Origin of the sequence: Nostoc sp. (assembly GCF_036919595.1) — a bacterium.
Classification (GTDB): Bacteria; Cyanobacteriota; Cyanobacteriia; order Cyanobacteriales; family Nostocaceae; genus Nostoc.
This window is the reverse complement of the sequence record NZ_JBALCO010000041.1, coordinates 22,828-42,030: the sequence shown is the minus strand read 5'-3', so window position 1 is coordinate 42,030 and position 19,203 is coordinate 22,828. Positions and strand designations below refer to the sequence as shown.

The 19,203-nt window shown below is 39.9% G+C and carries 19 protein-coding genes and 1 tRNA gene; 9 read left to right on the top strand and 11 right to left on the bottom strand.

What is annotated here, in order from left to right:
* Positions 1-51: 51 nt before the first annotated feature.
* From V7K21_RS05430 to V7K21_RS05420, 3 genes are all read right to left on the bottom strand, one after another.
* A complete protein-coding gene (locus tag V7K21_RS05430) occupies positions 52-1,026 on the bottom strand; it encodes a DUF262 domain-containing protein (protein WP_335172255.1) in 975 nt (324 codons plus the stop codon).
* Positions 1,023-1,217 (bottom strand): hypothetical protein, encoded by a 195-nt coding sequence (locus V7K21_RS05425; RefSeq protein ID WP_335172253.1) that lies wholly within the window; start codon positions 1,215-1,217, stop codon positions 1,023-1,025. Before V7K21_RS05425 ends, V7K21_RS05430 begins: the two co-directional genes overlap by 4 nt.
* An 83-nt stretch (positions 1,218-1,300) precedes the next feature.
* On the bottom strand, positions 1,301-2,272 hold the full coding sequence (locus V7K21_RS05420; RefSeq protein ID WP_335172251.1) for an AAA family ATPase: 972 nt from the start codon (positions 2,270-2,272) through the stop codon (positions 1,301-1,303).
* Positions 2,273-2,384: 112 nt separating this feature from the next.
* Here V7K21_RS05420 and V7K21_RS05415 point away from each other — a divergent pair, with 112 nt between their 5' ends.
* Positions 2,385-2,942, top strand: coding sequence for a DUF3387 domain-containing protein (locus V7K21_RS05415; RefSeq protein WP_335172249.1), 558 nt, complete (start codon positions 2,385-2,387; stop codon positions 2,940-2,942).
* 184 nt (positions 2,943-3,126) lie between these two features.
* Positions 3,127-3,786 carry a Uma2 family endonuclease gene (locus V7K21_RS05410; RefSeq protein ID WP_335172247.1) on the top strand — a complete coding sequence of 220 codons (660 nt, stop codon included), beginning with the start codon at positions 3,127-3,129 and terminating at the stop codon, positions 3,784-3,786.
* Between the two features lie 248 nt (positions 3,787-4,034).
* Here V7K21_RS05410 and V7K21_RS05405 read toward each other — a convergent pair.
* Together V7K21_RS05405 and V7K21_RS05400 are read right to left on the bottom strand one after the other, a co-directional pair.
* Positions 4,035-4,108: transfer RNA gene (locus tag V7K21_RS05405), tRNA-Arg, on the bottom strand.
* Positions 4,109-4,141: 33 nt separating this feature from the next.
* Entirely contained in the window at positions 4,142-5,239 is a 1,098-nt protein-coding gene (locus V7K21_RS05400; protein WP_335172245.1) for a tocopherol cyclase family protein, read from the bottom strand.
* A 29-nt stretch (positions 5,240-5,268) separates the two neighbouring features.
* Here V7K21_RS05400 and V7K21_RS05395 point away from each other — a divergent pair, with 29 nt between their 5' ends.
* The 3 genes from V7K21_RS05395 (at position 5,269) to V7K21_RS05385 (ending at position 8,559) form a co-directional block, all read left to right on the top strand.
* A complete protein-coding gene (locus V7K21_RS05395) occupies positions 5,269-5,880 on the top strand; it encodes a J domain-containing protein (protein WP_335172243.1) in 612 nt (203 codons plus the stop codon).
* A gap of 146 nt (positions 5,881-6,026) precedes the next feature.
* Positions 6,027-7,493: a DnaJ domain-containing protein gene (locus V7K21_RS05390; protein WP_335172241.1), complete on the top strand. Its 1,467-nt coding sequence runs from the start codon at positions 6,027-6,029 to the stop codon at positions 7,491-7,493.
* Between the two features lie 295 nt (positions 7,494-7,788).
* A complete protein-coding gene (locus V7K21_RS05385) occupies positions 7,789-8,559 on the top strand; it encodes a hypothetical protein (RefSeq protein WP_335172239.1) in 771 nt (256 codons plus the stop codon).
* A gap of 539 nt (positions 8,560-9,098) precedes the next feature.
* Here V7K21_RS05385 and V7K21_RS05380 read toward each other — a convergent pair.
* The 5 genes from V7K21_RS05380 to V7K21_RS05360 form a co-directional block, all read right to left on the bottom strand.
* Positions 9,099-9,932, bottom strand: coding sequence for a metallophosphoesterase (locus V7K21_RS05380; RefSeq protein ID WP_335172237.1), 834 nt, complete (start codon positions 9,930-9,932; stop codon positions 9,099-9,101).
* Between the two features lie 256 nt (positions 9,933-10,188).
* On the bottom strand, positions 10,189-11,019 hold the full coding sequence (locus tag V7K21_RS05375) for a metallophosphoesterase (RefSeq protein WP_335172235.1): 831 nt from the start codon (positions 11,017-11,019) through the stop codon (positions 10,189-10,191).
* Between the two features lie 391 nt (positions 11,020-11,410).
* On the bottom strand, positions 11,411-12,202 hold the full coding sequence (locus V7K21_RS05370) for an AlbA family DNA-binding domain-containing protein (protein WP_335172233.1): 792 nt from the start codon (positions 12,200-12,202) through the stop codon (positions 11,411-11,413).
* 59 nt (positions 12,203-12,261) lie between these two features.
* The gene (gene ccmS, locus V7K21_RS05365) at positions 12,262-12,690 is read right to left on the bottom strand and encodes a beta-carboxysome assembly chaperone CcmS (protein WP_335172231.1); all 429 of its coding nucleotides are present in this window, start codon (positions 12,688-12,690) and stop codon (positions 12,262-12,264) included.
* 39 nt (positions 12,691-12,729) lie between these two features.
* Entirely contained in the window at positions 12,730-14,538 is a 1,809-nt protein-coding gene (locus V7K21_RS05360) for an ABC transporter ATP-binding protein (RefSeq protein WP_335172229.1), read from the bottom strand.
* Positions 14,539-14,544: 6 nt separating this feature from the next.
* Between V7K21_RS05360 and V7K21_RS05355 the strand changes: the two genes are divergently transcribed.
* On the top strand, positions 14,545-14,691 hold the full coding sequence (locus tag V7K21_RS05355; protein ID WP_335172227.1) for a hypothetical protein: 147 nt from the start codon (positions 14,545-14,547) through the stop codon (positions 14,689-14,691).
* Between the two features lie 22 nt (positions 14,692-14,713).
* On the opposite strand, the gene V7K21_RS05350 is transcribed toward V7K21_RS05355, so the two are convergent.
* Entirely contained in the window at positions 14,714-14,836 is a 123-nt protein-coding gene (locus tag V7K21_RS05350; RefSeq protein ID WP_335172225.1) for a hypothetical protein, read from the bottom strand.
* Positions 14,837-15,041: 205 nt separating this feature from the next.
* Between V7K21_RS05350 and V7K21_RS05345 the strand changes: the two genes are divergently transcribed.
* From V7K21_RS05345 to V7K21_RS05335, 3 genes are all read left to right on the top strand, one after another.
* Positions 15,042-16,724: a SulP family inorganic anion transporter gene (locus tag V7K21_RS05345; protein ID WP_335172223.1), complete on the top strand. Its 1,683-nt coding sequence runs from the start codon at positions 15,042-15,044 to the stop codon at positions 16,722-16,724.
* Between the two features lie 255 nt (positions 16,725-16,979).
* Positions 16,980-18,287 carry an Nramp family divalent metal transporter gene (locus tag V7K21_RS05340; protein WP_335172221.1) on the top strand — a complete coding sequence of 436 codons (1,308 nt, stop codon included), beginning with the start codon at positions 16,980-16,982 and terminating at the stop codon, positions 18,285-18,287.
* A gap of 82 nt (positions 18,288-18,369) precedes the next feature.
* Positions 18,370-19,044: a tetratricopeptide repeat protein gene (locus V7K21_RS05335; protein ID WP_335172219.1), complete on the top strand. Its 675-nt coding sequence runs from the start codon at positions 18,370-18,372 to the stop codon at positions 19,042-19,044.
* Positions 19,045-19,203 lie beyond the last annotated feature (159 nt).

Genomic DNA, 19,203 nt, shown 5'->3' with positions numbered 1-19,203 from the left:
TTTGATCTTTTTCTTCTGGATTCATGCTTGAACACTACCATCTTTCTTCCCTCATGGGAATATTCCTGACATTCCTACCTGGGCAGTTACTAATTTTTTATATAAAAAATGAACTGCTTTTTTGATATATGTATATGCATTGTTTGTTAACGATTCTAGATTTGGTTCTAAACCTCGATTCAATAAATCTTCTATCTTTACATCAAAATAAATTCTTCCTTTTGCATTAGAAATACAATTTACAACGGTATCTCTTTTCAAGTCTTCAAAATTGTAAGCATTTAAGCTATTAATGAATTCAGTAATCGAATCACTTAGTACAAATCCTGTTTCTACATTATAGCTAAGTGCTGAAAGCATATAGTCTTCAGAAATTTCTGTTCCTGTTGAGTTTATTCTTGAAAAAATTACAACAGCACTTCTTATATCTCCTCCTCTTATTTCTACATAAGGTAATTTGTATTTATGTAAAATATTATGTAAATTTCTTGCATTCTCAATATATCTGCTTTTATCAATTTCTGTAATATCTTCTTTGTCTAATTCACGTAGCAAATTAAATAATTCACGATTATCATAAATTTCATAAATAGGAATCGAAAATATATTTTTATCTCTCTTATTTCTTATATAGCTGAAGCTATTTTCTTTGATATCAAAATAAATTAAAAAGTTTCTAAGCTCAGTATTATTTTTTTCTTTATATTCTTTAGGATTAGTCAACACTCCAAACAACGTAGATATTCTTTGAAATCCATCCAAAACATACTTTGTATCATCACTATCTTCTTTTTTAAGAATATAAGGGCCTATTTGGTCTTTAGTTTTATAGCCTTTTGTCTTCCAAAACAATAAACTCCCTATTGGATAACCCTTTAAAATGCTATCAAATAGTTCAAGCATTTGAGAAGATTTCCAAACAAAATCTCTTTGAAATATAGGTATTCTATACTCTCCATTAGCTATGTCATCTAATAGGTCTTCAAGATATATAGTATCGGGCTTGACACTTATTTTATCATTCATATTAATTTCGCCATTTTAAGTAAAACATGTTCGATTTCAGAAACTGATTCGTTTGCTTCTGTCAGAAAAACTTTGTGGTGTTCACATCTCTTTTCAAAGTCACGGTAAGAAAAAGAAGCAAGAAACATTTCAGGAAATTGAGCTTTGATTTTTGCCTCGCGTATTCCTATATTATTTTGATTGTATTCCACAAAATCCAAATCATTATTGGATTTACTCTCTAAATCACTTTTCTGAGTCTGAGTTATTGATGTAATATTTTCAAATAGTATATTTAAAGGTATATAATTTTCAATTTTTCTTTTGCAGATTTAGCAAATAACTCTGCTAGATCGCCATGTGCGGCAGGATGCAAATGTAGTTCTGGCTGTTCTATAACAATCATAGAATTGGGTCTATCCGTAATATTGGCTCGAACTACCAAAGGTAAAACTTGGCTCATTCCTTGCCCAACATCTACAATATTTACATCCGTATCATTTTTAGAAAGTAAAATTTGAATAAGAGGTTTTTTATCCCTATCATCTACTTTTAATTCCCAACCGTCAAAATGGTCTTTATACCACTTTCCCACATTTTTGTATAACTCATCATCTTTCTTTGATTTACTTGTTCCAAGCATTGCATAAGCATTTTCACCTGTGATACCTGTGTATCGAAATTGTGTCTGCCCCGTCAAATAAAAATATCTTTCAGGCAAAATTCTAAACGGGCCAATATAATCAACAACAATTTGCTCAACTTCAAAGTTTTTAGATAAATTCTCAGTACTATTTTTCTGAAAAAACTTATTAGGAACAAATCCTTTAAATTCGCAATTATAGATTTTTTTACTAATAGCGTCAAAGTATCCATCATCATTAAGCTCAAGCTCAAATTTATGTATGTTATCTTTATATTTCCATTGAAAAATATCTAATCCATAGCCGTCTGCTTTTTTTAGTAAACTAATTTCTATTTGGACATCATTATCAAATACAATATTAAAAATTAAAGGAATTCCACCTGGGTTATTCTCAAAAAATAAATTGTCAAATTCTCCACCTAACTCTACTCCATTATTATTTAGTAATAACGGTATATCAATATTACCCATAAGTGAGTTCTCAAATAAGGTAAATAGTTTGGCAATAGAGCTTTTACCTGAACTATTTTTGCCAATTAAAACAGTAATTGGCTTTAATTGCATTGTCTGCTTTTCAGAAAATGCCTTATAATTTTCAAACGAAACGGATTTTAGTTTCATAATTTTTAATTATTTAATTTATAAACCCAAGCATCAAGTATATTTTTTTATTATCGAACCAGGCGGTTGAGTTATAGGCTATTTAGGCATTGCTGACCAACTCAGATCAGTTATGAGAGATTATACTGCTGACAGTCAAGGTCAAATAGGCATTCCTCAAGAACAAGCGATCACTCTCATGCTATCAAAGTACGAAAACGTCACAGTACTGTTAAACGGTTTCGACTATTCGCTGTTCTTTACAGGTACTCCATCCCAACGTGTCTCCATCATCCTCGCCGCAATGGATCATGTTCTGGGACTGGAAGATGGACAACAGCAGTTTATCAAAGCTGTGAACGAATTAGCCAAAGCCTTTGCTTTGTGCAGTTACAGTGATGAAGCGATCGCAATTCGGGATGAAGTCGGTTTATTCCAAGCTATTCGCGCTGCTTTTGTCAAACACACCACAACTGGGGGTAAAAGTCCCGAAGATGTAGATACAGCAATTCGCCAAATTGTCTCTAATGCCGTTGTAAGTAATGAGGTGGTAGATATTTTCGCTGCTGCTGGGGTGGAAAATCCTGATATTTCCATCCTCTCCGATGAATTTTTAGCAGATGTCCGCCAACTACCCCAGCGCCACCTAGCTTTAGAACTGCTGCGGAAATTAATCAACGACGAAATTTGACAAATATTTTGTCGCCACGGTCAAATAATTTGTCGCTCTACAATAACTCAACTTAAAAGTGATAGCTCTTGGCACCAACCAAAGGTGCGATCACCTTCTATTATCCAACCTCAAGCCGTTGTTTCAGAACTACGGCAGGAAAATCAGCCAGGACTCACAGACAAAGCTGTACATCTTGGTAGCATTGAGTAAAGTATCCGTCAGCAAGGGAGCGAGGGCGATGTATGCAACCGTCACACAACCACTGACTTTTGAAGAGTTTCTTACCTGGGACGATGGTTCAGGCAGAGACTTTGAGCTATTGAATGGGATTCCCGCGCCATTATCAGAACCAAATGCAAATCATGAGGATTTGATCGAGCGATTGTGTGCCTACTTAGAAAATCACTGCCAAGAAAACGACCTGCCTTACGTGTCGCGCCAGTCCAAGCAGGTTCGGCTCAAAACAGCACCAGGAGAAAAGGAAAAAAGCCGGAAAGCAGATATTGTCATATTTGCTAGACAAGAATGGCAGAGGATGAAAACTAGCTCTAGTTCTACCGCTGCATATATTCCACCACCCGGAATCATTGAGGTTGTTAGCAATAACTGGAAGGACGACTATCTGACAAAACTTGCTGAATATGAGGACTTGGGCGTTTTCGAGTACATAATTGTGGACTATGCTGCTTTTGGTGGCATTCGGTTCATTGGCTCTCCCAAGCAGCCAACCATTACAATCTACCAACTTGAAGATGGAGAGTATTTACCCCCAAAAGTGTTTCGAGGGCAAGATCGAATTGATTTTAGATTGTTTCCGAACATTCCCTTAACGGCTGAACAGATTTTTGCAATGAGTCGCTGATTAGCATTTCTGTCTCAGAAAATGTGGAGCCGTCAGTTTTACCTCTGGCGGCTCCACATTCTCTATTATTGGAATTTCTGGAGGACTTTCTGACATTGCTCAAATTCAGGCAACACTCTGAGCAGACGGCTTAGTTAATTGCTACTTCATGAGTCTTGTCACTAAAAGCTGCTGCCAATTCAGGACTGGTAAAAAGAAAATCCCTATGACCTGCTACTAATCAAGGTCTTAGGGATTTATTTCGCTTACGGGACTGGTGCGGCTCGAACGCACGACCTGACGCTTAGGAGGCGTCCGCTCTATCCAACTGAGCTACAACCCCAACTATGAAGCATATATAATCATAGCAGTAATTTTAGCGAGACTGCCAATAATTATCCCAAGAGCCGCCGCCTACTTCTAAACCACAAAGAAAACTTTCTGCTTTCAGGATTATTTTAGATTTTCTTCCATTTAATTCTCGTAATTCTAAATTTAACTTTCCTTGCATAGTGTCTCGGCAACAGTATCTTAAACCTTCCTCTGTAGGCGCACGCAGAGGTGTACCAGGTAGATCCGTGGTTCCTGTTAATTCAATTTCGTAACTAGAGTTGCTAGCTTTCATTTGCCATCTACCCCAAGGCTGAATTTTCCAATCTACTTGTGAATTCCAGGGAACAAATTCATAAAACTTGCGTTGATAGTGCAACCCAATCATCGCTACAGATTCCATCCACCACAGTACACCCCGCCGTCCACCGCCAGCAGTTAATGCTAAGTCGGGTTCGCCCTCAAAGCAATTACAATTTATCCAAAACCATTTTTGGGGAAAAGCACCACCCCAATTTTTCTCGCCGTAGGCTGGGGCGTTGGTGAATTCGTAGATTTTGCCATTCCAGTCAATCTTCCCACTGGCTAAACCGTGAGCCATTAAAATTTGCCATCCGGGTTCAAAAATCTGCAAGAATGAGAGCCAGCCTGCGGTTGATTGCTGAATGCTATTTTTATTACCCCAACCATATACTGGTTGAATTTCATATTCCCAACGGCAATAATTATTGGTGGCGCGATCGCGAATAATTCCTTGATTTAAAGTGGCTGTGGCTTGATATCCTTCTTGAACATGATGCTCAAACTCGGCTGGTAGGAGGTATAGGGGAGAAACTTGCAAATCCGTTTTACCCCAATGACCTAAACCCAGAACATCTCGACTACCCCAAAATTTGCTCACATCAGGAAAAGTCCGGCATAAATACTCATCATCCGGGCCGAGGATTTGGGCTGCACCGCCACTATAGGGTTTACCGCCGATGGGGTCTTCGATGGAGTACATAAAGGCGAATGTTTGCCCAATTTCCGGTAACGTGATGCGGTAATACCAGCCTTCAAAGAAGCGGCGACTACTGCCATCCCAGTGATAGCCAGAATGAGGTGTTTGGGTTGATTGAAGGAGATTTAGAGGAATAGTTAACATAGATTTATATAGTTGCCGATTTTTTCAGTATGCGCGATGACTTCGATCTCAATCATGCTTATGAAATTCTTGGGTTGAAAACTGGTGCATCACAAGCACAAGTGAAGCGAGCTTACCGTCAACTGGTAAAAATTTGGCATCCCGATCGCTTTCTTGATCAAAAGCAAAAACAGGAAGCTGAGGAAAAAATCAAATCAATCAACGCAGCTTACAACAAGCTCAAATCTGAAAGTCCATCCGAGCCTCCTACTCCTGAAAACCCATCTTCATCTTCGCCTACAAATCCCACAAAAATATCTGTCAATCGTTGGGATGCAGAAACTTTTTATAGTTGGGGAGTAGAGAATGCTATAGAAGGAAGATATGAAGATGCGATCGCAGATTTTACCCACGCGATTCGTCTCAATCCTCACTATATTGACGCATATAAATATCGTGGGCTAGTTTGCTCTCAACTAGGATACGAATATAGAGCCGCTTCAGATTTAAATAAAGCTGCACAAATAGAACAAGAGTTAACGAATCCAGGCGCTGCACGTACATCACGCTCACCTAGACCTGTATCAAAGCCTAAAACTCTGGTAAAAAGATTTTGTGAAGGGATAAAAAGTTTACTGCGGCTAAATCGGCGTTGGAGATAAGAAGCGGAATATATATCATTCGTAGGGGACAGTAATGCTGTGCCTGTAGAGCGTGTTGCTTCAGACGGCGACACCATAGCTTGAGTTAGATAATACTTATGCTTGGGAATACTAAGTAAAGTTTGATTTGCTGCTGATTTCTTAGTATGAGCGATCGCTTTGATATAAATCGTGTTTACAATATTCTGGGGTTGAAACCAGGTGCATCTGTTGAGGAAGTCAAGCAAGCTTACCGCCAGATGGCTAAGACTTGGCATCCAGATTGTTTTCTCGAACCGCAGCAAAAGCTAGAAGCGGAAGAAAAAATCAAAGAAATCAATCAAGCTTATGGAAGGTTAAAGTCTTATCAACCAAGTGAGACAAATCAATCAGCTTCTACTTCCACCACAATTGATTCCACTATATTCAACGCTGAAAGTTTCTATAAACGGGGCATGGAGAAAGCTGAAAAAGGAAAATATACTGAAGCAATTGAATACTTTAGCCAAGCGATTCGTCTCAACCCTAAATACTTTAAAGCTTACAGATACCGAGGGCTTGCTTGCTCAAAACTTGGATATGAAAATAGAGCTTGGTCTGATTTTAAAAATGCCGCAGAACTGGAACTGAAACAGAAAAAAGCATCGCCTAAACCTTCATCACCAACACCAAAGCCACCAACGCCGCCACCACCACCCAAATCTACATCGCCACCGCCAAAGCCACCTGAACCACAACCTCAACCTTCACCGTGGAAATGTGTACACACTCTGAGTCATCTGAACTGGGTTTTTACCACTGTAATTAGTCCAGATGGGCAAACTCTCGCCAGTGGAAGTACTGATAAGACTATCAAAATTTGGCATCTCGACACAGGGAAATTGCTACATACTCTCACTGGTCATACAAAATGGGTAAGATGCCTCACCTACAGCCCAGATAGCCAAACTCTGGTTAGTGGAAGTGATGACAGCAGCATGATGATTTGGCAAGTATCTACAGGTAAATTACTTAGCACTCTCAAAGTACATTCAACCCCAGTTTTTTCTGTAATCATTAGTCCGGATGGTCAAACTGTCCTCAGTGGCGGTAGAGACACCACTATCAAGATTTCCCATATAGGCATGGGACAATTGTTGCACGTCCTCAAAAGTCATTCCTACTTGGTCTACTCCCTTGCTATTTGCCCAAAGCAGCAGATTTTAATTAGTGGTAGTGCAGACAATACCATTAAGCTGTGGAATTTGAAGAGTAGAAAACTGCTGCAAACTCTCAACGGGCATTCAGGTTGGGTAACTTGTGTTGCCATTTGCCCATCAAGGCAAATTTTAGCTAGTGGTAGTTATGACCAGACTATCAAGTTATGGAACATCAGTACAGGTAAGCTAATTAACACACTTGCGGGACATCATAGTTATGTTTGGTCTGTAGCTTTTAGCCCCGATGGTCAGCATCTTGCTAGTGGTAGTGCAGATCATACTGTGAAGCTATGGAATGTTAGCACTGGACAAAATCTTTACACTTTGGATAACCATTCGGATTGGGTTAACTCTGTCGCTTTCAGTCCCGATGGCAAAACCCTAGCTAGTGGTAGTCGAGACATGACAATCAAGCTTTGGCGATGCGATATCTAACGACAAATTAAAAATTTAGATGATTTCAGTAAATCACTAGATTTTTTATCAATGCATTACCTGACAGTTTAATAACATCTATCTTTGGAGGTACTCTTTCTTTTGATAGAGTATTAACTCCCTAGAGATAGAGCCACTTGCTAATCACAGAGGTTATCCTGAGAATTACCAACAGTTGGGTAGCAAATAAAACTCAATATTTATCAGCAACATACATTTTTCAACTCATAAAAACCTCTTGTTCTTACAAAGCTTTAGTTTGTCAATATGTATCTGAGGAGTTAAATCAACAGCTATGTCTATTCCCAATGAACACGAAAGGAAAAACAGTGAAGTTAAGCAAGAATCTTACACTGATATTAATGGTAATACTCACACTGACTTGACGCGAACAACTGAAACAGTCAAGAATAGCACAAATAATCCCAACTCTTATAGTAAGGGTTACGTAGAAGGTCGAAATACTGAGCGTAGCAATCAGCAAGCTGATTTAGCCGAGCGTGACAATAACAATGCTAGTGGTGGTTTGCTGTTGGGTGTTATTATTACTTCCTTGCTTAGTTTGGTTATAGGTGGGGTCTGGTACTTCAACCAGCAGAATAACGCAGCCGTCAACAATACTGTGCCGGTCGTGGTTCCTGTACCGAGTAAGAGTAGTCCAACTCCCAGTGCATCTCCTCAACCACGAACGACAATAATCGAAAGAACTAGGGAAGTACCTGTTCCTGTTGCTGTTCCTGTTCCACAACAGCAGGTTGCACCTCCATCTGCACCACCTCGCCAACCGGATATTAACATTACTATTCCACCCCAGCAGCCTGCGACACAAAAAGCACCTTCTGCAACCCAGCCAACCCCCAAAGCCACACAAAGCCCGACGAGTCCAACGAGTAATACTCCGACTTCGCAGAACAAGGGCGATACTTCTACTAATACTGTTGCTCCAGGTACGAAAAGTGACACCTCTAAAACCACTCCACCTCAAGGAGTAGACCAGTCAAACAGTAAATCTAATAGCGGTTCTTCTACCGCAGATGATCCTACTACACGCGGTTCTGCTCAATAACGGCTTCCGAATTTTTAGCCCACTTGATAATGCTGGCATTAACGCCAACATATAACAAGTGGGACAATTTTTAAGCAATATTTCTAAATTATTGCGACAGATTAATGGTGTTAAAGTTTAGTAAGCATGTGGTGTACCTGAACAAACAGAATGCTAGATTAAGAGCAAGGTACAAACAGCTTAAAAGTCAACAAGAACTTTTAAGTTAGAGCGTGTGCCTCATGCTCTAATGATATTGCGATCGCTCCGAAGTTGTGGCATCCATTGAATGTGTTTTTGTCTTAAGTTCAATGAGTTGTTTTGGAGGTTTTAGAACGCACAGCAAGAAAATGCCTGCCTAGTTGGAATACAAGGATGTGCAATTCTGAGTAAAGCGGTGTATACGACGGCCTACGCCTACGCCAAGACTGTCCACCAAAGTTTAAGTTAGTTACTTTTGAATTCTCCAATCTTCAAGAAACCGTCCCAAGCTGCTGATATTTATCCATCGTAGCTTCAGGCGGTTTCTACTTTGAATTAGCTAAACAAGTTCAGAATTATTAATGACTAATTAGGGTAATTACAGTCACTTCTGGTGGACAAAATAAACGTCCTGGTTTATAAGTTCCTAAACCACGATTGACATATAGTTGATTTTCTTTTACCTTATGAAACCCTTGCGCCCACTCCCAATATCGCACTACTTTAGAACAGTCTCCCAGGAAAAATATTACCCAACGCCGTAATTTTTTGGGAATTTGTTTGAGTAGCTTTTTATAATAAAATACTACAGGGCCGATGCCCGGAAAAACGATGTGACCGCCGTGGGTATGACCAGATAGTTGCAAATCTACGCGCCATTGTTGCAATATCTTGGCTGTATCTGGGTTATGAGATAAAACGATACGGGGTGTAACGGAGTCTAGTTGATTCATGACTGGTGCAGGGTGGAATTCCCGTGACCAATAATCAGCTAGTCCTACCAATGGTAATTCTTTTCCTAATGGATAGGCGATTTCATTCCAAAGCACATGTACCCCTATACTAGTTAACGCCTGTGTAACTTCTGCTTTGGAGTGGCTGTAATAGATATCGTGATTACCAAGTACGGCGTAGATACCACAGCGACTTTGCAAATGTTTGAGTCGAAGCACCAGTTGGTGAATCGGCGTCGGATCGTCAGTTACGTAGTCACCAGTTAATAGAATTAAATCTGGTTCAGCTTCGTTAGTAAGTGCGATCGCTTTCTCTAACATATCTTCCGACAGCCGCAAACCATCGTAGTGAAAATCTGACAACTGCACTAACGTTGTCCCTTGTAAAGATGCAGGAAGTTCCGCAATCTTAACCGTGATTTTATCTACTCTTAAATGTCCTGTAAACAACCAATGCATAAGACAACCGATACCCCTCATACCAGCGCTTACAGCTTACCAAAAATCAAAATGTAACTTGAGAAACGGCAATAATTTATGTCTTATACTCCAGATACAATTAACTAATTGATTTATTTGAAATCACTGAATTTAGTTCTGGGTTTTTTCTACTGCACTTCTCTACAAGACGCTGCACGTAGCTTGCTTCCACGTTTGCGGAGCGTCTCGTAGAGAAGTGGTACGGCGTACAAGTCAGTGACTACCTCCTGCCTTATTATTCACCTTGTAGGGTGATTATAGTAACTTCTGGGCGGCAAAATAAGCGTCCTGGGAGGTAAGTTCCCAAACCACGATTGACATATAACTGATTTTTTCCTAGCCGATGGAAACCCTGTGCCCATTCCCAATGGCTGACTACAGAAACATTTACTTCTAAAAATGGGATTAGACGACGCACTTTTCTGGGTATTTTTTTTACAACCTTTTCGTAAAACAAGGTCGCAGGGCCAATTCCGGGAATCACGATTTGACCACCATGAGTATGACCAGATAATTGTAAATCAACTCGCCATGCTTGCAGTATCTCCGCAGTATCTGGGTTGTGGGATAAAACGATGCAGGGTGTGTCGGGGTTTAGTTGATTCATGACTAATGCAGGGTGGAATTCCCGTGACCAACTATCCGCCAGTCCCACAAGTGGCAATTCTTTTCCAAGTGGATAGGCAATTTCGTTCCAAAGGACATGAATTCCAATGCTAGTAAGGGCATCTGTAACTTCTGCTTTTGCGTGTCTGTGATATATATCGTGATTGCCAAGAATAGCATAGATACCACTGCAACTTTGCAGATGTTTGAGTCGAAGTACCAGTTGGTGAATCGGCGTCGGATCGTCAGTTACGTAGTCACCAGTTAATAGAATTAAATCTGGTTCAGCTTCGTTAGTAGCTGCGATCGCTTTTTCTAACATGTCTTCCGACAGCCGCAAACCATCGTAGTGAAAATCTGACAACTGCACCAGCTTCTTACCTTGTAACGATGCAGGCAACCCTGCAATCTTAACCGTCAATTTCTCTGTACTCAACGGCCCAGATAACAACCAATGCATAAGACGTTCAATAAAGCTCAATCATAGCGCTTACAGCTTAACTAAAAATTATCGGATTGTGAGTAGTAACCAATGCAACTTCTTGAAAATTTCATGAAAGCTTTAGATATTAGCGTATTTATACTTATTTAAATGATTTATCACTTTGCTGTTAATTTATGTCAGAGTATAGTGTCTTTCTCTTAAGAGGGGAGATATAAATTCGACCCTGTGATTATGAACAGGAGTGATTGATATTACGTATCTAAATAAACTCTACGGTCAGGGTTTTTTCGCGGAGTTTTTCCACATTTCGCTAGCTGCTTTTTTTAGTTATAAGAGGGAAAAGTTTACAGATACTCATCGCATGTAGACTTGACAGTATTGACCGCACTTTATTTAAAACTCTGCTTTATAAAGGTTCTTTTCTTTTGATTATAGTTTCTATTACTTCCTTTTTTACAGAAATCATTCTACTAATAAAAGCATCATATTCTTCTTTTGGATAATATGGATTTTTCTGTGTAAAATATGTATTTTCCAAAAAGTTCAAAGCCAACGCTGAACCAGGTTTATTCTTTTGTATCATTAAATATAGTTCTTTTAATTGAGCAAGGTGTTCAGCTAAAGACATTTCTGTAGTAGAGGAATATGTCGTTTCTACTCTACGATTTAAAATATCTTGCAAATGTTCATATTCAGCAGTGATAGTGCTAGTGTTGTGTCTAATAAATATGTGATAACGCTTAATTTTATCACTATCTTTCTTAGGCAAAAAGGGAATATATCGTGGATTATATTCTATAATCACAACCCGAAATAGTTTACCTTTTAATTTCGGATATTCTGATTCTTCGTATGAAAAATCTATAACATCAAAATCTAACGGAGACGGAAGATATTTTTCAACTTTATTTTTAAAATCAGTTTTATCATTTAAGTCGGACAATCCCTTAGAGTTAAAGCTGTTATCTTCTTTTTTTTCCTCAACACCAAAAATAATTGCACCACCAGATTTATTAGCCATACCAAGAATATTTTTGGCTATTTCATCCTCGGAAACAAGCTCACTTTTAAAGTCTAGATCATCATATTCGCCTGTAGTATTGCGGAGTAATTCACGTAAAGTTTCTCGACTTGGAGATTCAAAAAATTGAGCAAAATCTTCTTTCCAACTTTTACTTTGCTTGGTGTTTGAGGACATATAAAAATAGAACCTTATAGGATCAAAGTTTAATTAGCAAAATAATATTCATCTAATTATTAACTTGAAAAATGCTCACTCATCCGCTGTTCCAGCACATCTAATAACCCATCCACATCCTTACCAGCTTGCTCAAAGCAAATTTGTGGTGCTGGTTCCGGTACAAACTGAATTAACTTAATTTCACCCTTACCAATTCCAATCATCACAACTTCCACTTCTGGCTGATGATTCTCAACGATTCCTAAAATTTCTTGCAGCCGATTATCAACCTTATTATTTAAATTCTCTATCTGCTCTTTCGGACAATAAATAAAATGGGGCGCTGGTTGTAAATCAATACCAACAGTACCCTGACTGTCACCATTTGCTAACCACAATCCCCAAAACAGCGCCGCCAACTCTTGCTGATTTGCTTTGACAAACTTATCTAACTCGCGACGCCACTTGTTATCACCTGATTCTGGTTGACTATTACCAAAAAACATAAATAATTCGTAATGAAGAAACAAAACTTTGCGCGAAAGTTATCTCAAACCTGACTGTACACGCCAGAGACTAGAATAAATCCCATCTTTCTCCAGCAATTGCTCATGGGTTCCCGACTCTACTAATTTCCCATGTTCCATGACATAAATGCAATCGGCATTGCGGATGGTGGAAAGACGATGAGCGATCGCAATTGTAGTTCTATCGACTGTAATCCGTTCGAGCGATCGCTGGATTGCCGCTTCTGTTTCATTATCCACTGCCGAGGTAGCTTCATCTAAAATCAGAATCGGAGGATTTTTGAGAACTGCACGGGCGATCGCAATCCGTTGTCTTTGTCCACCAGATAACTTTTGTCCTCTTTCCCCCACAATTGTCTCATAACCTTGGGGCAGGTTAATAATAAATTCGTGCGCCTCGGCTATCTTCGCCGCCGTGATAATTTCTTGCTCTGTAGTCTCAAAGCTGCCATAAGCAATATTCTCTGCTATAGTGCCATGAAATAGAAAGACATCTTGACTCACTAAACCAATGCAGCGGCGTAAATCTTGTAAATTTAAACTTTCCAAGTCAAAACCATCGAGAGTAATGCTTCCAGTTTGCACTTCATACAACCGCAACAAAAGTTTAACTAAAGTGCTTTTACCCGAACCAGTAGAACCTACAATTGCAATGGTTTTCCCCGCCGGAATATCCAAAGACAGATTTTTAATAACTGGAAATCTATCTTTATAGGCAAAATAAACATTTTTAAATTGTACTTCACCGCGCACTTTATCCACAGGTAACGATACATCACCTGTATGAATAGCGATGGGAGTATCTAATAAATTCATGACTCGATTAGTAGAAGCCATTGCTCGTTGATATTGGTCAAAAGTTTCGCCTAAGCTTGTTAAAGGCCACAGCAATCGCTGGATTAAAAATACTAACACACTGTAAGTACCTACAGATATTTTTCCAGAAACTGCTGCCATCCCACCATATAAAAGTAATGCCGTGTAACCCACCAAAATCAGCATCCGAATTAACGGTACAAAAGCAGCAGAAAGAGTAATTGCCTTGGCATTACTGCGGCGATAAGCGTCACTATCTAATTCCAAACGAGAGGCTTCATAAGTTTCGGCGGTGAAACTTTTAATAGTAGTAATTCCGCTGAGATTGTTTGACAAACGCGAATTTAGGAAACCTACCTTTTCCCGAACATCGGCGTAACGAGGTGCAAGTAGTCGTTGGTAGGCAAAGGAACCCCAGAGGATAAATGGCATTGGTGACAAAGCCATCCACGCCACATTAGGAGCCAAAATGAAAAAAGTAGCGCCAATAATTATAACAGTTGCGGAAACTTGGATAATATCATTTGCTCCCCCATCCAAAAACCGCTCTAATTGGTTAATATCATCACTGAGAATAGACATTAAACCGCCAGTGCTGCGTTCTTCAAAATAAGCCAATTCCAACTCTTGCAAATGTTTGTATGCATCCAAACGCAAGTCATGCTGAATATTCTGAGCCAAATTCCGCCAAAGTCGAGCGTAGGCGTACTCAAAAACAGATTCTAGTATCCAAATGATCACAGTCAGGAAGGAAATAATCAAAAATTGTCCAAAAACATCGTGTACCCCTAACTGTGCAATTATGGAATCCTGCTGCTTGACTACCACATCCACCGCAATACCAATTAAGCCGGGTGGTGCCAAGTCGAAAAATTTATTGAGGATGGAATAAGTAGTCGCTAGCCAAATTTGTTTACGATACTGGTGTCCATACTCAAGCAAACGCTGGAGAGGATACGTTGAATGTTTACGCCTTCTTGATACCCGATGAGATTTTAATACAGTAGCCACGGCTTTTTGCGGTTTCGTGCAACTGATACTAACACAGAACAAAGTCCTGAGGAGGCAGTGGGTTGGGGAGCCAGCGCTCTTACAGGGAGTTTCCCCCATGACGACTGGCGTCCGTTGAGCCACTCTTATCGAGAATTACTTTCAGTATTATGAATTTGCAACAAATTAGAAGGAATTACTTCACCATTATTAGTGGATCTACTGTAATCGGTTCGAGCGATCGCCAGATTGCCACTTCTGTTTTATTATCCACCGCCAAGGTAGCTTCATCTAAAACCAAAACAGGCGGATTCTTCAAGACTGCGTCACCGAACAGCCCGCCGCAGGCATCGGCCGCTACAAGTTAATAACAATATAATTTTGACTTTTTTCGCAGGTGTCTATAATAAAGGAGCTTTTCCCTCCAGGCTCTTTGAGGTTCCGGGTATGATGCTTAATTGCCCGGATATCATATGACATCTATCTGTCTATCAACAAATTGTCTATAAGAGTTGAAATGGAATATGGCAATATCTGATATCCTCCAAGAACCACAGCGTCTGGGTAGCTTGTTTAGTGGACTGCGTGGCGATTTGACGGGAGGACTGACGGCAGCAGTGGTAGCCTTGCCTTTAGCTTTAGCCTTTGCAGTGGCAAGTGGAGTAGAACCAAAAGCTGGACTTTACACGGCTATTGTGGCGGGAATTGTAGCGGCAATTTTTGGTGGTTCCTCAGTCCAGATTACAGGGCCAACAGGTGCAATGGCTGTGATTTTGGTGGCAATTGTCGGCAAGTACGGCATTGAGAAAGTTTGGATTGCTGGGGTGATGGCTGGGATTATCCAGATTGCCTTGGGGGTTGCCAAACTGGGACAGCTAGTGAAGTTTATTCCCTATCCAGTGACAGCAGGCTTTACCAATGGTATTGCCGTGATTATATTTTGTGGACAGTTAAATAATTTCTTTGGTTTACAACTACCGCGTAGCGAACATTTTTTACCGGGAGTTTGGCAAAGTTTAACTCATATAGAAGTTCTAAACTGGCCTGCTGTTGGGTTGGCAATGGTAGTGATTACAACCACAGTTTTGTGGCCCAGGATCAATACGACAATACCAGGCTCTTTAATGGGGTTGATCTTGGCAACAGCGATCGCTGCTTATTTCCATCTGGATGTACCCACAATTGGCAGTATTCCGCAATCTTTACCGATGCCCCACGGTATCCCTCACTGGAATAATTTTAGGTTAATTCGGGAACTGATTAATCCCGCTTTGGCTTTAGCGGCACTGGGAAGTATTGAATCCTTGCTCTCGGCAGTGGTGGCTGATGGGATGACGGTGAGCGAAAAACACAATAGCGATCGCGAATTAATTGGTCAAGGATTGGCAAATATTATTGTCCCATTTTTTGGTGGCATCCCCGCAACAGGTGCGATCGCTCGGACTGTTATCAATGTCCGTTCTGGCGCTAAAACCCGACTATCTGGGGTAATTCACGGTGTTGCTTTAGCGATTATTGTTTTAACTTTAGCACCCCTAGCAGCACAGATTCCTTTAGCAGCACTTGCTGGGATTTTGATGGTAGTTAGCGTGCGGATGATTGAGTGGAAAGCCATTGGTTTATTGATGCGTGCTACCTACTCCGACTTTGCTGTGATGATTCTCACCTGGCTAGTAACAATCTTGTTTGACTTAATTCTGGCTGTAGAAGTGGGATTGATTGCAGCCGGAGCCTTGTTCATCAAACGGATGAGTGATTTAAGCCTAGTCAAAATACCTGAAACCGAAGTATTTCCCTCTGGTACTCCTTTGGAATTAGGTAAGGAAATTGCCGTTTATCGGGTAGATGGCCCTCTATTTTTTGGTGCTGCGGAACGGTTTGTTACCTTCGTCCGCCATCAACCGGAAGTGAAATATTTAATTCTAAGGTTGCGGTTTGTGCCAAATATGGACACAACTGGATTAGTAGCTTTAGAGGATATTTACCATGACTTGGAACGGCACAATTGCCGCTTAATTCTTACAGGTTTACAACTCGAAGTTAAACAACTACTACAACGTTCAGGATTGTTAAAAACAATTGGATTATCAAATTGTTTTGAAACAACGACAGATGCAATTTGCTCTATCTCTCCTCAGATTGAAGGATGTTCTCAACCGATAGCTGCTGATTTTAAAACCAAAGAATTGATGGAATTAAATGAATGACAAAATATTGTCATTAAAATAACAAAATAGATACCTGTAATCACAACTAAAACCTAATACTTATTATCGTTTTTAGATTAAAGTGTGTGATTAGATTACCCAATCAGAACCGTTAGGCTCACACATTGTGCTGTTGGGAGTATTGACAATAATGTACTGAGGTAATACAACATTTATACTTGCTTAAAGGTTGATGTTTATTCTATATTTGATGAGATTATGAAAAAAATATGAGAAGATTTAACGGCAAAGTAAATGACTCCCCCAGAAAACAAACCTAGCTTACCAGAGGTTCACCGCAGTATTAGAGTCCCTAACAGCAGCGGCTTTTGGCGCAAGATGTTTGCTTATGCAGGACCAGGGTATCTGGTTTCAGTCGGATACATTGACCCTGGAAATTGGGCAACAGATATCGCTGGGGGGTCAAAGTTTGGGTACACTCTGTTAACAGTGATCCTGCTATCAAACCTGATGGCAATATTACTTCAATCACTATGCGTACGTTTGGGAGTTGCTACGGGGCGAGATTTGGCACAGGCTTGTCGGGACTATTTCAGTCGAAGGGTAAGCTTTTGTTTGTGGGTACTGTGTGAGATTGCGATCGCCGCTTGTGACTTAGCAGAACTATTGGGAAGTGCGATCGCACTGCAACTTTTATTCCGTATTCCCTTGATATGGGGTGTGTGCATCACTGCGCTGGATGTTCTGGTATTGCTATTTCTGCAACATAAAGGCTTTCGCTATACAGAAGCCCTGGTAATAATGCTGGTAGCAACAGTAGGCATCTGTTTTATAGCAGAAATTCTGTTTTCCCGCCCTAATCTGGGGGGGATTTTGTTGGGATATCTGCCCAAGAGAGAGATTTTACAGAATCCAGAAATGCTCTACATTGCTATCGGCATTTTAGGGGCAACAGTGATGCCTCACAATTTATATTTACACTCCTCAATTGTGCAAACTCGTGATTGGCAACCTAATACTGAAAAAAGATGGGAAGCAATTAAGTTTAGTACAATTGATTCAACTTTTGCTTTGTCATTAGCATTGTTTATCAACTCAGCGATTTTAATTGTGTCTGCTGCAACATTTCATTTTTCTGATAATCGGAATGTGGCAGAAATTCAAGATGCTTCTAAATTACTTTCACCATTATTAGGAGTTAGTGCTGCCAGTGCTATTTTTGGCATCGCTTTACTTGCTTCTGGGCAAAGTTCAACGTTGACTGCAACTCTGGCAGGACAAATTGTTATGGAAGGCTTTTTGCAATTTCGCTTTCCCTCTTGGTTACGCCGTTTAATAACCCGTCTGCTTGCGATCATTCCAGCGTTAATTACAATCATTCTTTTTGGTGAAAAGAGTACAAGTAAGCTCATAGTTCTCAGCCAAGTTATTCTCAGCTTACAGTTACCGTTTGCAGTAATTCCATTGGTGATATTTACGAGTAATCGCCGCTTGATGGGTGAGTTTGTAAATCCCTTGTGGTTAAAATATTTAGCCTGGTTAGTTGCTATTATTATCGTTGGCTTAAATGTTTGGTTACTATTACAAACTATTTTAGGATGACTGTTCCAAGTTCCCAGTTAAGATGAAAGAACAGATCCTTGGCAATCCAACGTTGTGCTGCAAGTTATGAAGGGGTAAAGCTATGAACCATATCAAGCGAACAATAGCCCTCTTGGGAATAACCAGTGTACTGAGTGTAATGCCTGCTGTTTATGCACAAGAAGCACAAATACCTCTGAAGGCGGCGAACTTTCAAGATTACTATAACCAAGGGGTGCAAAAGCTTGAGCAAGGCAACTTCAAAGGAGCGATCGCAGATTTTGACTCTGTAGTGCGGCTGAATCCACGATTTTATGAGGGTTTTTGCCTTCGAGGTTTGGCTAAATCTCAATTAAAAGACTTCAGTGCAGCAATCACTGACTTTAACCTAGCGCTGCGTTTAAATCCCAACCATACAGATGCTTATAATGGTCGCGGAATCTCTTATGTAGAACTAGGAGATTTTCAGAAAGCCATTGCCGACTTTAATCAGACAGTGAAAATTGATCCAACCTCACAAGATGGTTATTACAATCTAGGACTAGCCCATTTTAAACAAGGAAATCATCAACAAGCGATCGCAAACTTTAACCAAGCACTAAAAATCAATCCCAACCTAGCTGATGCCTACGGCAATCGAGGACTGGCAAAATATGCTTTAGGAGATAGTAAGAGTGCTGTCACAGACCTTCAGTCAGCTGCAAGATTATTTCTTAAAAAAGGCGATACCCAAGCTTATCAACAAACACAAACTATGATTCGGCAAGTTCAGCGTTAGTAATTTGTTCAGGGTAATATAGAAGCGTTAAGAAACCTGCTTTACTTGCAAATCAGGTTTAGAGAAATTTAAATACTCAGAGTGATTTAGATTTAACTGAGTAACAAAATTATTTTTTTAGTTTCATACCAAATAATATTCGCGTCAAAATCACAAAAT